The following is a 13,080-nucleotide window of genomic DNA, read 5'->3' as shown; positions in this document are numbered from 1 at the left end:
TGAGATTGAACTAAACGGACTTTAGAGCATCGGACTGAAAATCGAAATCGGCACGATGCTCTAAGTTTCTTATTACGCATCGGATTTTTCTGAAAACCGGTTCCCACTTTTCAGCCGATGCCCAAGGCTTCTTTGTTTTCCTTTGTCTTTCCGGGAAAGCCAGTGACCATTTTTGCCTGACAAACTCTGAAGTGGGCGCTTATTGCCCGACCATTTTGACCGCCCATGCGTAAGTATCGGTGACAACATGCACCGGGGCGGTGAACACCATCTTGATATCGGCCTTGCCAGGCAAGACTTCCTGAATTGTCCGAATGGCGCGCCCGGCCAAAGAGCGCTTTTCCTGCTCGGGAACCACCGGCGGCGTAGCGTCTGGCTTTGGAGCGGCAATCTGCGGCTGATCAATGGTCTGCTTTTGGCAAAAGGCCACAACGCTTGGGTATTTTGCGTTTGAGTAGTCCGCGAGTGCCTTTTCGCTATCGGCATTGCAGCGCTCAACGGTCACCCATCGCTGCTCGGGCGTGGCAATATATTGGCATTGGCTGACGCTATCATTGCATCCCAGAATGGTCATTATTACAAGAGAAGCCTGCATAGGTCCGTCCTTCAATGGAATCGACTTTTATCTTTTAAAGAGCGAGAACGGCAGGACCAAGATTGATCTTGCGATCTGACGTATTTTTGGAAAAAACATGACGATCATCATAACCCGAGAATCTCCCCGCCAGCCCGACGTTATAAGGCTTTTAACCCTCTCCGATGCCTATATGGCGTCGCTCTACCCGGCAGAAAGCAACCATCTGCTGGATGTATCGGCACTGGAAAAAGACGCTGTGCATTTTTTTGTGGCCCGCAACGAGGGGCGGGTCGTTGGATGTGCCGCTCTTGTCGAGGCGGGCGATGGTACAGCCGAAATCAAACGCATGTTTGTTGATCCCGAAGCAAGAGGTCTATCGCTGGGCAAAAAGCTGATGGCCGCTTTGGAAGAGCAGGCACAAAGCCTCGCCTTACGTGCCATTCGCCTCGAAACCGGCATCAGCCAGCCAGAAGCCATCGGGCTTTACCGCAAAGCGGGCTTTATCGAGATTGAACCCTTCGAACCGTATAAGCCAGATCCATTGAGCATGTTTATGGAGAAAACGGTGTCTCATCAATGATGATGATATTGAATTTTCAGGGTATCGCCTTTGAATGGGCGATCAGATGGCCCGTCTTCTCCTTGGCCAATGCTCCAGTTCTGCGGCCATAGCAGAGTTTCTACGCCACGAGATGTTGCCGATTTCATGGATGTCCAGCCTCGGTCGTCATGATTGCGGAACAGCATTCCTCCTGGACCCATGGCGGGGCAGAAGGCGATATGCATGTCAAAGTCCTGATCTTTTGGAAAGTCGGGGCCCAGCCAATAAGCAGGACTTCTGCCCGGAGTTTGTCCGACAATCAGGGTCATCGTCTGGCGCGGTCCACGCAAACCAAGCCAGACCGGCGCAATTCTACCCGGTTCGACAGCAGAAAAAATCGTCTGCTCAACCGGATGGATTTGCTGAGCTGTCTTTCCTGTGAGCCTGAATTCTACGAATGCTTCGCGATGCAAGTTTCCAGAAAATGGCGCTTCGTAAATACCAGCTAGATCTGCGGCCCACGGCGTGAAGCCTTTTGGCTTCGGTGGCCACTTTAGGCTTTCTCGGACAATGCCATCGGTATCCAGAACTTGATAGCGCAATCCATCTGCGTCCAGTGCTGCTTGAATACAATGGAGATATTCGACATCTTCAGGCATACGATGGGCCGTGCCAGCGCCCGCAGTGCATATTTGCAAAACGCCACTGTGCACCTGAACATCGAAGGCGAGGATGTGGCTGCAAATATAGCCAAATACATTCGCGTTCATCAAAATATCCCAAAATGGCTTGGCATATTCCTGGCCGATTTCTCTTTGATAAGCTCCTGAGAAACCATTGACGGGGAAGACTGGGTGGTGACCTATCACAAACTTATGTTGCGCGTCGGCGTGCGTCGAGAGAACTTGCGCTAACCACTGCGTCTCGAGATGCCCTTCACCACCAAGACCACTCCAGAGTGTGTTGATGAAAACCAGTAGAAGATCGCCACGGCGGACGTAATAAGACAGTCCTTTTTGGTCCGCCGGTCCATTGTCCGGCAGTCGCAAAACCTCCCTGAAAAGGTCTTCACTCATTTTGTTATAGGTTGTGTGATTTCCGGTTGAGTGCCAGATCGGAATTTTCGTCCTATCGAGCCACGCCGTCTCAACATTTAGCCAATGGTTCCATTGATCAAGCAATCTTTCCCGGTCTGGCGTGAGGCCGATAATTTCGTCTCCCGGGAAAATAATAAATTCCGGCTGTGGATCAATTTCTCTCACAACTGCATTGACAGAGGCGAACGTTTTTTCATGTAAGTGGCTAGGCACCCCTGAGCAGGAGTCACCATAAATAACAAACTGGTGTCCCTTGCCATTCGGTAAAATTGCAGGGATGCTCTTTCGCTCCATGCGTCATCCTTAAATATCCAGATTCTCCGCAAAAGCTGCCCGATCCTGAATAAACCGGAAGCGTGCCTCCGGTTTGGTGCCCATGAGTGCATCCACAGCATCGCGCGTGCCTTCGAAATCCACCTCGTCAATGCCCACCCGCAGCAGGGTGCGTTTGGCCGGGTCCATGGTGGTTTCTTTCAATTGGGCTGGCATCATCTCGCCAAGGCCTTTGAAGCGGCCGATTTCGACTTTTTTGCCCTTGAACACCGTTTCCATCAGCTCGGCCCGGTGAGCGTCGTCGCGGGCGTAGACGGTTTTTGCACCCTGACGAATGACGTAGAGCGGCGGCACCGCCAGATAAAGGTGGTTGCCGCGGATCAGTTCCGGCATTTCCTGATAGAAGAAGGTGATCAACAAGGATGCAATATGCGCGCCGTCGACGTCGGCATCAGTCATAACCACAATGCGCTCATAACGCAGATCTTCTTCGCGATATTTGCCACGCGTGCCACAGCCCAGTGCCTGAATAAGATCGGCAATCTGCTGATTGGCCATCAGCTTTTCACGGCTGGCGCTGCCCACGTTGAGGATTTTACCCCGCAGTGGCAAAATGGCCTGGTTGGAGCGGTTGCGCGCCTGCTTGGCGGAGCCGCCAGCCGAATCACCTTCGACGATAAACAGTTCAGCGCCTTCAGCGGTGTTTTGGGCGCAATCGGCCAGTTTGCCGGGCAGGCGCAGCTTGCGCACGGCCGTCTTGCGGTTGACTTCCTTTTCCTTGCGGCGGCGCAGGCGCTCTTCGGCGCGCTCAATCACCCAATCCAGCAGCTTTGCCGCTTCATTGGGATTGTCGGCAAGATAATGGTCGAAGGGATCGCGCAGCGCATTTTCAACCAGACGCTGGGCTTCAACCGTCGCCAGCCTGTCCTTGGTTTGGCCGACAAATTCCGGCTCGCGAATAAACACAGACAGCATGCCAACGGCAGAGATCATCACATCTTCGGTGCTGATCTGCTGGGCGCGCTTGTTTTGCGTCAATTCGGCATAATTTTTCAGGCCCTTGGTCAAGGCAATGCGAAGGCCAGCCTCGTGGGTGCCGCCTTCAGGGGTGGGGATGGTGTTACAATAGGAGTGCAGCACCGGATCACCGCCATACCAGGTGATGGCCCATTCCATGGCACCGTGGCCGCCGGATTTTTCCGTTTTTCCGGCAAAGATTTCGCGGGTTACGGTGAAATCCTTGCCAAGCGTTGCCGCCAGATAATCCTTCAAACCGCCGGGGAAGTGAAACACCGCCTTTTCGGGAATCTCGCCGCCAGCTGGCAGAATCGATGGATCGCAAGACCAGCGGATCTCGACGCCACCAAACAGATAGGCTTTTGAGCGCGCCATGCGGAAAATGCGGCCCGCATCAAACTTGGCATGATCACCAAAAATCTGCGCATCGGGATGAAACCGCACCCGCGTACCACGGCGGTTATGCACATCTCCCAGCTCTTCCAAAGGCCCAAGCGGCACACCACGGGAAAAGCGCTGGCGATAGAGCTTGCGATTGCGCGCGACTTCCACTTCCAGCAGATCAGACAGTGCATTGACCACAGATACACCAACGCCGTGCAAACCGCCGGAGGTTTCATAAGCCTTGCCGTCAAATTTGCCGCCCGCGTGCAGCTTGGTCATGATCACTTCAAGCGTGGATTTGCCCGGCACTTGGGGATGTAGCTCCACAGGAATACCGCGTCCATTGTCGGAAACGGTCAAAAACCCTTCTGCATCAAGATAGACCTCGATGAAATTGGCGTGTCCTGCCACCGCTTCGTCCATCGAATTGTCGAGCACTTCGGCAAACAGATGGTGCAGGGCCTTTTCATCGGTGCCACCAATATACATGCCCGGCCGCATGCGCACCGGCTCAAGACCTTCCAGAACACGAATGGAAGATGCGCCATAGTCATCCTCACCCGAAGCCTTCAAGGCGGGTTTGGAGGGGGCTACGGGGGCTGTCGTCTTTTCGGTTTGCACAGGCTCTGGCGCGGCTGGCGTCGTCAGGGGCAGGGCAGCGAAAAGATCTTTATTCTCGTCCATGTCTCTATTCTGTCGTTTTTTCTGTGATCTTGTGACGCTATCGCATAACGTCGGATGGCCGCTTGCGCATGAAAATCCAGTTGCCACCCTGATGGTTTTAAGGTTGGTTTCTGGTTTGTTCACCTTGTAACGCGGCTTGCCTTCTGAGCGCAACACCTCAATTCAAACCGGATAAAATTTCCCGCTCAAAAAGGAGTTCACTGTTGATAGTCAAAAGATCGGTTTCCGTTCACAGAAATCTTTGCGTTTGTCGCAACGTCATGGCAAGGCTGCGATATGCAGGAGATCGATTCTGGATGCGGATGTCCACAGTTCATTTGACTTTTACCTCTTTCTTGGTTGGGCTTTGCCTTGTTCAGGGGGCGGCTGCGGCTGCCAATCTGAAACCCTTTAAAGATGAGCTTTTTTCATCACAGGCTGTTTTGGAAACACGCGACAAGGGTGATTTCCAGACGATTGATTACCAGGAAATGCGCGACATCAATGGTCGCGATGAAATTCCCGAGCGCAAAGTCAAATCCGCCTATGTATCGCTGGGCGTGCGCCATCAGCAGCATGATGAAACGCTTGATCTGGGCGAGGGTGGCACGCTAGACGTGACTCGCACAGGTGTCAGCGATGGTGCGAAATTTACCGTTATTTTTATCCATGGCCGGGGCGGTGATCGCCGTCTGGGGGCGGATGATTATAAATTCGGCGGAAATTTCAATCGATTGAAAAATCTGGCGGTGGAGAATGGCGGCACCTATTATGCGCCCAGCGTGCGATCATTTGATCAGGCGGGTGTGGCCCAGATTGCCGGTTTGATCAATTATGCCTCGACCCGTTCGGGTGGGCGGCCGGTGGTGTTATCCTGCGCCTCCATGGGCAGTTTCATTTGCTGGGGCATAACACGCAATGCTAAAGCAGTTGCACAATTATCGGGCATGGCTATCCTTGGTGGTGCATCGGATCCCGCCTTTATTGGCAGTGTTGCCTTCAAGCGGAAGCTGCCGATCTGGTTTACTCATGGCAGCCGAGACAGTGTTTATGCGGCGGGAGATCAGATTGGCCTCTATGATCGCCTGCATCGGGCGGGCTACCCTTGTCGTTTCACGCTGTTTTTGACGGGTTCCCATGGAACACCTGTGCGCATGACAGATTGGCGCGCTGCGCTGAACTGGCTGATACGGTGAGCCGAAGGCCGTGATCTGCTACATTATTTATACCTAAATTTTTGCTATATTTAGTGGCATATTGCATTGCAACTTGCCTTTTTTGCTCGCACGTTCTTTTATGGCAGAATGTAAGATTGATGGTTCTGGGGTTTGGAGACGATATGACACCGAATGTGCGCCCACTGGTTGCTGGCAACTGGAAAATGAATGGTACGCGGGATTCCCTGGATCAAATCAAGGCGATATCGGAGGGTGTGAAGGGTGACTTGTCGGAAAAAGTCGAAAGCCTGATCTGCCCACCTGCAACCTTGCTTTATGTGGCGACGGCCCTTTGCGAGGACAGCCCTTTGTGGATTGGTGCGCAAGATTGCCATCAAAACGCCGCGGGTGCCCACACCGGTGAAATTTCGGCCGATATGATTGCCGATTGCTTTGGCACGCATGTCATTGTTGGCCATTCAGAGCGCCGCACTGATCATGCTGAAACCGACCATCTGGTGCGCGCCAAGGCGATTGCAGCGCATGCGGCCGAGCTTACGGCGATTGTCTGCATTGGCGAAACCGCTGATGAGCGCAAGGGTGGCCAAACACTTGATATTCTCAAGCGTCAGCTGGCTGGCTCCGTGCCGGATGGTGCGGATGCTGAAAACACGGTTATTGCCTATGAGCCTGTCTGGGCCATTGGCACGGGTGTGACGCCCACATCTGAAAATGTGGCCGAGGCCCACGCGTTTATGCGCACCGAACTGACACGCCGATTCGGCGCAGAAGGCGCAAAGATGCGCATTCTCTACGGCGGTTCGGTGAAGCCATCGAATGCAAAAGAATTGATGAGTGTGGAAAATGTTGATGGTGCGCTGATTGGTGGTGCCAGCTTGAAAGCCAGCGATTTCCTCGCCATATACAATGCGTATGCCGAAATCCTTGCCTGATAAAATCGGATAAGGGCTTTCTTTGCGGCGGCTCCTGTTGTAGAGAGCCGCCGAACGTTGTTTTGACTTCGCCGAAATTGGCCCAACTTGGGCAGGATGGATCGTACCCATGCAGACCGTATTAATCGTCATTCACCTTATGATCGTGCTGGCTCTTGTTGGCGTTGTGCTGATTCAGCGGTCCGAAGGCGGCGGTCTCGGCATTGGTGGTGGTTCAGGCTTTATGTCGGCGCGCGGTGCGGCTAACGCATTGACCCGCACAACGGCTATTCTGGCAGCGCTTTTCTTCATCACCTCGCTTGGTCTTGGCATCATGACGCGGTTTGAAGCCAAGCCAACGGATATCCTCAATCGGATTCCCGCAGGTCAGGAAGCTCCAAGCGGCAATGTGCTGGATCAGCTTCCTGGTGCAGCGCCTGCCACGACAGCTCCTGCTGCCGGTACAGCGGCACCTGCCGCTCCAGCCAAGCAGCCAGACAGCGTTCCAACCGGCAACTGATCGGTTTTAATCTTCTTCGCTCCGGCGAGCTTTTCAGCTCGCCGGTTTTTGTTTGTTTGTGTGTATTTCGTCGTCTCTTTGCATTTTAGGGCTGGCGGAATCGAATTTGAAACGGTATCCGGTGAATCCCATGGCGCGATATGTTTTCATCACAGGCGGCGTGGTTTCCTCTCTTGGTAAGGGAATAGCGGCTGCGGCTCTCGGGGCTTTGTTACAGGCACGTGGTTACCGCGTGCGACTGCGCAAACTGGACCCCTATCTCAACGTTGACCCGGGCACCATGAGCCCGACTCAACACGGCGAAGTTTTTGTGACCGACGACGGCGCAGAAACAGACCTTGACCTTGGACACTACGAGCGTTTCACAGGTCGATCGGCTACCAAGACCGATAACATCACCACAGGTCGCATTTACAAGAATATCATCGATAAGGAACGGCGCGGAGACTATCTCGGCGCAACCGTTCAGGTGATTCCGCATGTGACCAACGAAATCAAAGATTTCGTGGTTGAAGGCAATAGTGACTATGATTTCGTGATCTGCGAAATCGGCGGCACGGTCGGCGATATTGAAGCCATGCCTTTTGTGGAAGCCATTCGCCAACTCGGCAATGAGCTGCCGCGCGGCACTGCAATCTATGTGCATTTGACCTTGATGCCTTACATTCCGGCAGCAGGCGAGTTGAAAACCAAGCCAACGCAGCATTCTGTAAAGGAATTGCAGGCTCTTGGTATTCATCCTGATATTCTGCTGGTGCGTGCGGATCGGGAAATTCCTGAGCCAGAGCGTCGCAAGCTGTCGCTGTTTTGCAACGTGCGTCCGTCTGCGGTCATTCAGGCGCTGGATGTTGCCAATATCTATGACGTGCCCATGGCCTACCACAAGGAAGGTCTGGACAGCGAAGTGTTGGCCGCCTTTGGCATTGAGCCAGCACCGAAGCCCCGTCTTGATGCGTGGGAAGAAGTATCCAACCGCATTCACACACCTGAGGGCGAGGTTACCATTGCCATCGTTGGCAAATACACCGGCCTCAAAGATGCCTATAAATCGCTGATCGAAGCGCTTCACCATGGCGGCATTGCCAACCATGTGAAGGTCAAGCTTGAGTGGATCGAATCCGAGGTCTTTGAAAAGGAAGATCCGGCTCCTTATCTGGAGAAGGTTCACGGCATTCTGGTGCCCGGCGGCTTTGGCGAGCGCGGCTCGGAAGGCAAGATTCTGGCAGCCCAATTTGCGCGTGAGCGCAAGGTTCCTTACTTCGGCATTTGCTTTGGTATGCAGATGGCTGTGGTGGAAGCGGCGCGTCATCTGGCGGGCATTGAAGAGGCATCCTCGACCGAGTTTGGTCAGACCTCGGAGCCTGTCGTTGGCTTGATGACCGAATGGATGAAGGGCAATGCGCTTGAAAAGCGCTCAAGCGCGGGCGATCTTGGCGGAACCATGCGTCTTGGTGCCTATAAGGCGGCGTTGAAGAAAAATTCTCGTATTGCCGACATCTATGGCTCTACCGAGATTTCAGAGCGTCACCGCCATCGCTATGAAGTGAACGTGGACTACAAGGAACGGCTGGAAAATTGTGGCCTGGTTTTTGCGGGCATGTCTCCAGATGGTCTTTTGCCGGAAACGGTGGAATATCCGGATCATCCGTGGTTTGTGGGTGTGCAATATCATCCAGAACTGAAGTCTCGTCCGCTTGATCCACATCCTTTGTTCAAGAGCTTTGTGGAAGCGGCCCTTGAGCAGAGCAGGCTGGTTTAAGTCCGTCAGGCTTATAGGAAGAATCAAAAACCCGCCTTAGAGGCGGGTTTTTTCGTCTTAATTTCAGGGCGGCGGGGTGCCTGCAACGGCCCGGAGGCTCTATTGAGGCAAAAATATATTGGCGATATCGGGCGAGATGCGACGCGGCCGTCGTGTGGTGACATCGACACAGCACCACGAGCTTCGAACCTCTGTTGCAAGATCATCGCCGCGCTTGAACAGGGTGGTAAAGGATGCCCTTGAACCGTGTGTGCCTGTGGCCGTCACCTGTGCCTCAACGTGGTCATTGAGAAAAACCGGCATTCGGTAGGATATTTCATGCTTCAGCGCGACCCAGAGCATTTGCTCTCGTGCCTCCAGCGTGGATCCGTGCTCCCAATAGCTCACAACGGCTTCCTGTACCCACTGAAGGTATACGGCATTGTTGACATGGCCCATGTGGTCGATGTCACCGGGTGAGATCGATATAGGGTAATGATAGGTGGGTATCGGTGCTGGGGTCATTGTTAGGAAATAGGTTGACCATCCCGATGATTCAATGCCGACGATGGGGCGATATTGCTGCGTGAAACAACTGAAAATCGTATTTCTCTTTTGAGGAAAATTAAAAGTTGACATATCTGCGCACAGGCTCTATTGATAGCACATCGATATTTTCTTGCTGAGCTTTGGTTGTTGCGCGATTAGCACCGCGCCCTTAACGAACCCTCCCTTTAAAACAATCGTTACCTTGATCCGCAGCGCATCCGCGTTGTGGGCACTTATATTGCTATGAAAGGGTTCATCATGACCACTGGCACAGTTAAATGGTTTAATTCCACAAAAGGCTTCGGCTTCATTCAGCCTGACAACGGCGGCGAAGATGCATTCGTGCATATTTCTGCTGTAGAGCGCGCTGGCATGCGCGAAATCGTTGAAGGCCAGAAGGTTTCCTACGATCTCGAGCGTGACAACAAGTCCGGCAAGATGTCGGCTTGCAACCTTCAGGCTGCTTAATTCGGTCTCGGCTTTCCTTTGACCACGGATGTACTGGCATTGTTGAAGGCATGAAACCAATCTGAGGTCAGGCGACTAGCCTGGCCTTTTTTTATATGTGCGACTGCGCGTTCAGGTGTTCTGTGGCGCGCCACACATGGCGCACGCGCTCTAAAACATCGGACCAATTCCGATTTTGAGCGCGATGCTCCAAGTTTATGTTTTCGCATCGGATTTATTCGAAAACCGCTTCCCGCTTTTCGGTCCGATGCTTCAGGTTAAGTGCAGTGTGCCTTGCCAAGAGTTGCGAGACAAAAATTTGTCTATCGGCTCGCCACTTTCAAAATATGTCAGATCCCGGAAATTTATTCGGAATGACATTTCAACTGGAATAGAGATTTGAAAAACGTCAAAAATAATGAACTTCACGACAGACGCGTCACTGCGACCGATGCAAAAGCTGCTCAGTTAGCTGCTTTTCGGGCAGTCCATTCTGCTGTTGATCCAGCCCGCGAAGCAAAGCGTGCTGAGCGGGTTGCAATTGCCGAAGCGCGCGACGCCCGGCAAGCAGAACGCAAACAGGCGAAGATTGATGAGAAAATTCGCCTTGAAGCTGAAGCCGTGGAGCGCGAAGCTGCTCTGGAAGCTGAAGCGAATGCTGAAAATCTGGCTCGTGAACTGGCCGACAAGAACCGTATTGCGCGCGTCCTGGATGACGAAGCGGCACGGAAGGCCGAGCGTGACAAACGTTATGCCAATCGCAAGGCGCGCCAAGCGTAAATCAAGCGCGTGAGAATGCTGTGCGCCATCTCTGGCGCACAAAGGCTTTTTGTCGGTTTTTCGATCTGCTGCATAAGTTCACCTCAGATCGGTTCCGATTGAACAAATACTGCAATCGTCCTACGTCGCGATATGGGGTTTGAGCCGCGCGACATGTACCGATATGAGAATTGCCATCAAGGCAATCGCTGCGGCGACATAGCCAAGGTTAGACAGACTCCAGCGCTGAATGACTGCCCCGCCTATGAGCGCGCCCAGGCCAATGCCTGCATTGGCCATGGACACATTGAGTGTACCCGCAAGCGCCTGGGCGTGGGATGCGGCTTTCATCACCCGTATCTGGCAAATCGGATAGAGCGCTGTATTGGCGATGCCCCAGGCTGCAAGTGCTGGAATGAGCAGAATATGAGACGATGAAAAGGCTGTCGCGGCGATCATTCCGCCCGCGAGAACCATGGTGGCAACGCCTGTCGCCATAACGGGCCCGCGCTCCACCATATTGCCTCCCAGCCAATTTCCGATCAGGCCAAATAAACCAAATCCCATCAGCCACCAACCCACTTGGGCTGAAGGCACGCCTGCCATCGTTTCGAGGATATCGGCGAGATAGGTGTAGGCTGTGAACATAGCCGTGAAGACCACGACTGACAGTATGATATTTCCGCGAAAAAATGGGTCTTTCAGGATTTGCGCTTGTGCCAGCGCACTCATTTTTTCTGGCTTCGCCATGGTTGGCATGAAGAATCCCAGGAGAATTGCCATTAAGAGCGAGAGCGCGGCAAGGGTCCAGAACGTTCCTCGCCAGCCCAAGGCATCAGCAATCAACGTGCCCAACGGAATACCCAGGACCATGGCTGCAGCAATCCCCATATAGACCTGCGCGATGGCTTTGCTGGCGCGCTTTGATCCCGCCAGTTGTCCTGCTGTTTCGCTCGCGGTGCCCCAAAACACGGGCAAAGCCAAGGCCGGTATAAACCGTCCGATGCCCAGCACCCAGATATTGGGTGCCAATGCGGCGATGGCATTGGATATGGCAAAAAGCGCCAAGATCGACACGAAGAGCCGCTTGCGCTCAAAATGCGACACCATCGCCGTGAGAAAGGGACCGGCAAGCATGACCGTGAAGGCAAAGAGCGTCACGAGTTGTCCCGCTGCGGAGACGGAGATGCCCAAATCGCGGGCGAGGCCTGGCAGCATGCCGACAATGATGAATTCCGTCGTGACGATGAGAAAAGCAGAGACGGCTAGAAAAATGACGGAAATGCCGCCGCTGGATCTTTGGCCTGCTGCTGATTGACACGAAAGGTTGATTGACATGTTTTCTCTCCAAATGCTTGGAGCATTCAATAATGTGGATCATAGATCTCGTCTTGCGGTGATTTTTCCAGTATCTATGGACATCAATTCCACAATAGCGAGATTGTATGTTTGAGACGGAGCGGTTGAAGGGTATTGAGGCCTTTGTGCAAGCGGCGCAGACGGGGAGTTTTACAGCTGCTGCTCGTCGTCTCAATTTAACCAATTCGGCTATTGGCAAGAGTGTCGCGCGCTTGGAGGCGCGGCTTGGGCAGCGGCTGTTTGAGCGCACCACCCGGCGCTTGGCGCTGACCGATGCTGGTGAGGCCTTTTATGCCATATGCTCGCGTGCACTCGCTGACTTGGCCGAAGCAGAAGCGGTGATGGTGGCTCATGATCGTGAGCCTGTCGGTAGATTGAAGATCAACGTTCCCGTCGCATTTGGTCATATGCGGGTTATGCCGATTATTCTTGCGCTCGCTGAAATGCATCCGGGATTAAGGCCGGAGGTTCATTTTACCGATCGCTTTGTTGATGTGGTAGAGGAAAGTGTTGATGTTGCTGTCCGCATCACAGCCTCGGAGGTCTGGCCGGAGGCGTTGGGCAGGCGGTATTTGGGCCAGGAGAAGCTCATCATCTGTGCTGCACCCTCGTTTCTGGCGCGTTGCGGTACTCCTCATTCATTTGATGATCTGAATGGGATGGCCATTTTATATGGCCGGCCGGATGGCACGACCATGCCTTGGCGCGTTGCGACTGAGCATGGCTTGGTTGAGAGCAAATCGATTGAAGGTAGGCTTGCATTGGGCAGTGCCGAGGCCCAAGTTGCCGCCGTCAAGGCAGGTTTGGGCGTTGCGCAGCTGGCGACGTGGTTGATCCAGGATGCGTTGGAAACCGGTGAGCTTGTCGAGATTATGCCCCAGATGGCTGCGGACGGTTTGCCGCTCTATCTGGTTTGGCCGCGTGCACGCCAACTGAGCCCTAAAATTGATGCGACAATCGAGATGCTGTCGCATTCCCTCAGGATCAGGTAGCGGACTGCGACTTCCACCAATCCCGACGAGTGGAACGTTTCGCAATCGGTCCAATAAATGATGCCGCGGATATTC

The 13,080-nt window shown here is 53.5% G+C and carries 13 protein-coding genes; 8 read left to right on the top strand and 5 right to left on the bottom strand.

Annotation, left to right across the window (positions count from 1 at the left end; all coding sequences use genetic code 11):
* Positions 1–199: 199 nt before the first annotated feature.
* A complete protein-coding gene (locus tag BJF95_RS19340) occupies positions 200–595 on the bottom strand; it encodes a hypothetical protein (RefSeq protein ID WP_075641027.1) in 396 nt (131 codons plus the stop codon).
* A 97-nt stretch (positions 596–692) separates the two neighbouring features.
* On the opposite strand from BJF95_RS19340, the gene BJF95_RS19335 reads away from it, so the two are divergent.
* Positions 693–1,157 carry a GNAT family N-acetyltransferase gene (locus tag BJF95_RS19335; protein ID WP_075641026.1) on the top strand — a complete coding sequence of 155 codons (465 nt, stop codon included), beginning with the start codon at positions 693–695 and terminating at the stop codon, positions 1,155–1,157.
* On the opposite strand, the gene BJF95_RS19330 is transcribed toward BJF95_RS19335, so the two are convergent.
* Together BJF95_RS19330 and parE are read right to left on the bottom strand one after the other, a co-directional pair.
* A complete protein-coding gene (locus BJF95_RS19330; RefSeq protein ID WP_075641025.1) occupies positions 1,151–2,509 on the bottom strand; it encodes a metallophosphoesterase family protein in 1,359 nt (452 codons plus the stop codon). The two genes, BJF95_RS19335 and BJF95_RS19330, sit on opposite strands and share 7 nt — an antisense overlap.
* Before the next feature lie 9 nt (positions 2,510–2,518).
* Positions 2,519–4,573: a DNA topoisomerase IV subunit B gene (parE, locus tag BJF95_RS19325; RefSeq protein WP_075641024.1), complete on the bottom strand. Its 2,055-nt coding sequence runs from the start codon at positions 4,571–4,573 to the stop codon at positions 2,519–2,521.
* A gap of 296 nt (positions 4,574–4,869) precedes the next feature.
* On the opposite strand from parE, the gene BJF95_RS19320 reads away from it, so the two are divergent.
* The 4 genes from BJF95_RS19320 (at position 4,870) to BJF95_RS19305 (ending at position 8,920) form a co-directional block, all read left to right on the top strand.
* A complete protein-coding gene (locus BJF95_RS19320; protein ID WP_075641023.1) occupies positions 4,870–5,748 on the top strand; it encodes a phospholipase in 879 nt (292 codons plus the stop codon).
* Between the two features lie 143 nt (positions 5,749–5,891).
* Positions 5,892–6,662 (top strand): triose-phosphate isomerase, encoded by a 771-nt coding sequence (gene tpiA, locus BJF95_RS19315; RefSeq protein WP_075641167.1) that lies wholly within the window; start codon positions 5,892–5,894, stop codon positions 6,660–6,662.
* A 109-nt stretch (positions 6,663–6,771) separates the two neighbouring features.
* Positions 6,772–7,161 (top strand): preprotein translocase subunit SecG, encoded by a 390-nt coding sequence (gene secG, locus BJF95_RS19310; RefSeq protein WP_075641022.1) that lies wholly within the window; start codon positions 6,772–6,774, stop codon positions 7,159–7,161.
* Between the two features lie 130 nt (positions 7,162–7,291).
* Positions 7,292–8,920: a CTP synthase gene (locus tag BJF95_RS19305; protein ID WP_075641021.1), complete on the top strand. Its 1,629-nt coding sequence runs from the start codon at positions 7,292–7,294 to the stop codon at positions 8,918–8,920.
* Positions 8,921–9,019: 99 nt separating this feature from the next.
* On the opposite strand, the gene BJF95_RS19300 is transcribed toward BJF95_RS19305, so the two are convergent.
* A complete protein-coding gene (locus BJF95_RS19300; RefSeq protein WP_075641020.1) occupies positions 9,020–9,424 on the bottom strand; it encodes an acyl-CoA thioesterase in 405 nt (134 codons plus the stop codon).
* Between the two features lie 282 nt (positions 9,425–9,706).
* Between BJF95_RS19300 and BJF95_RS19295 the strand changes: the two genes are divergently transcribed.
* Positions 9,707–9,916, top strand: coding sequence for a cold-shock protein (locus BJF95_RS19295; RefSeq protein ID WP_075641019.1), 210 nt, complete (start codon positions 9,707–9,709; stop codon positions 9,914–9,916).
* Between the two features lie 378 nt (positions 9,917–10,294).
* Positions 10,295–10,675, top strand: a complete 381-nt coding sequence (locus tag BJF95_RS19290; RefSeq protein ID WP_075641018.1) for a DUF6481 family protein — start codon at positions 10,295–10,297, stop codon at positions 10,673–10,675.
* A gap of 120 nt (positions 10,676–10,795) precedes the next feature.
* Here BJF95_RS19290 and BJF95_RS19285 read toward each other — a convergent pair whose 3' ends face one another.
* Positions 10,796–11,992: an MFS transporter gene (locus BJF95_RS19285; protein WP_075641017.1), complete on the bottom strand. Its 1,197-nt coding sequence runs from the start codon at positions 11,990–11,992 to the stop codon at positions 10,796–10,798.
* 107 nt (positions 11,993–12,099) lie between these two features.
* Here BJF95_RS19285 and BJF95_RS19280 point away from each other — a divergent pair, with 107 nt between their 5' ends.
* Positions 12,100–13,005: a LysR family transcriptional regulator gene (locus BJF95_RS19280; RefSeq protein ID WP_075641016.1), complete on the top strand. Its 906-nt coding sequence runs from the start codon at positions 12,100–12,102 to the stop codon at positions 13,003–13,005.
* The last annotated feature ends 75 nt before the right edge of the window (positions 13,006–13,080 follow it).

The sequence above is a fragment of the Rhizobium oryziradicis genome (assembly GCF_001939045.1).
In the GTDB taxonomy this organism is placed as follows: Bacteria; Pseudomonadota; Alphaproteobacteria; order Rhizobiales; family Rhizobiaceae; genus Allorhizobium; species Allorhizobium oryziradicis.
This window is presented reverse-complemented; position numbering and strand designations above follow the sequence as displayed.

Excerpts from the sequence above, each read along its gene's own strand:
- parE (WP_075641024.1), bottom strand. The coding sequence starts at position 4,573 with ATGGACGAGAATAAAGATCTTTTCGCTGCCCTGCCCCTGACGACGCCA.
- BJF95_RS19295 (WP_075641019.1), top strand. The coding sequence starts at position 9,707 with ATGACCACTGGCACAGTTAAATGGTTTAATTCCACAAAAGGCTTCGGC.
- secG (WP_075641022.1), top strand. The coding sequence starts at position 6,772 with ATGCAGACCGTATTAATCGTCATTCACCTTATGATCGTGCTGGCTCTT.
- tpiA (WP_075641167.1), top strand. The coding sequence starts at position 5,892 with ATGACACCGAATGTGCGCCCACTGGTTGCTGGCAACTGGAAAATGAAT.
- BJF95_RS19280 (WP_075641016.1), top strand. The coding sequence starts at position 12,100 with ATGTTTGAGACGGAGCGGTTGAAGGGTATTGAGGCCTTTGTGCAAGCG.
- BJF95_RS19320 (WP_075641023.1), top strand. The coding sequence starts at position 4,870 with ATGCGGATGTCCACAGTTCATTTGACTTTTACCTCTTTCTTGGTTGGG.
- BJF95_RS19340 (WP_075641027.1), bottom strand. The coding sequence starts at position 595 with ATGCAGGCTTCTCTTGTAATAATGACCATTCTGGGATGCAATGATAGC.
- BJF95_RS19330 (WP_075641025.1), bottom strand. The coding sequence starts at position 2,509 with ATGGAGCGAAAGAGCATCCCTGCAATTTTACCGAATGGCAAGGGACAC.
- BJF95_RS19285 (WP_075641017.1), bottom strand. The coding sequence starts at position 11,992 with ATGTCAATCAACCTTTCGTGTCAATCAGCAGCAGGCCAAAGATCCAGC.
- BJF95_RS19300 (WP_075641020.1), bottom strand. The coding sequence starts at position 9,424 with ATGACCCCAGCACCGATACCCACCTATCATTACCCTATATCGATCTCA.
- BJF95_RS19335 (WP_075641026.1), top strand. The coding sequence starts at position 693 with ATGACGATCATCATAACCCGAGAATCTCCCCGCCAGCCCGACGTTATA.
- BJF95_RS19305 (WP_075641021.1), top strand. The coding sequence starts at position 7,292 with ATGGCGCGATATGTTTTCATCACAGGCGGCGTGGTTTCCTCTCTTGGT.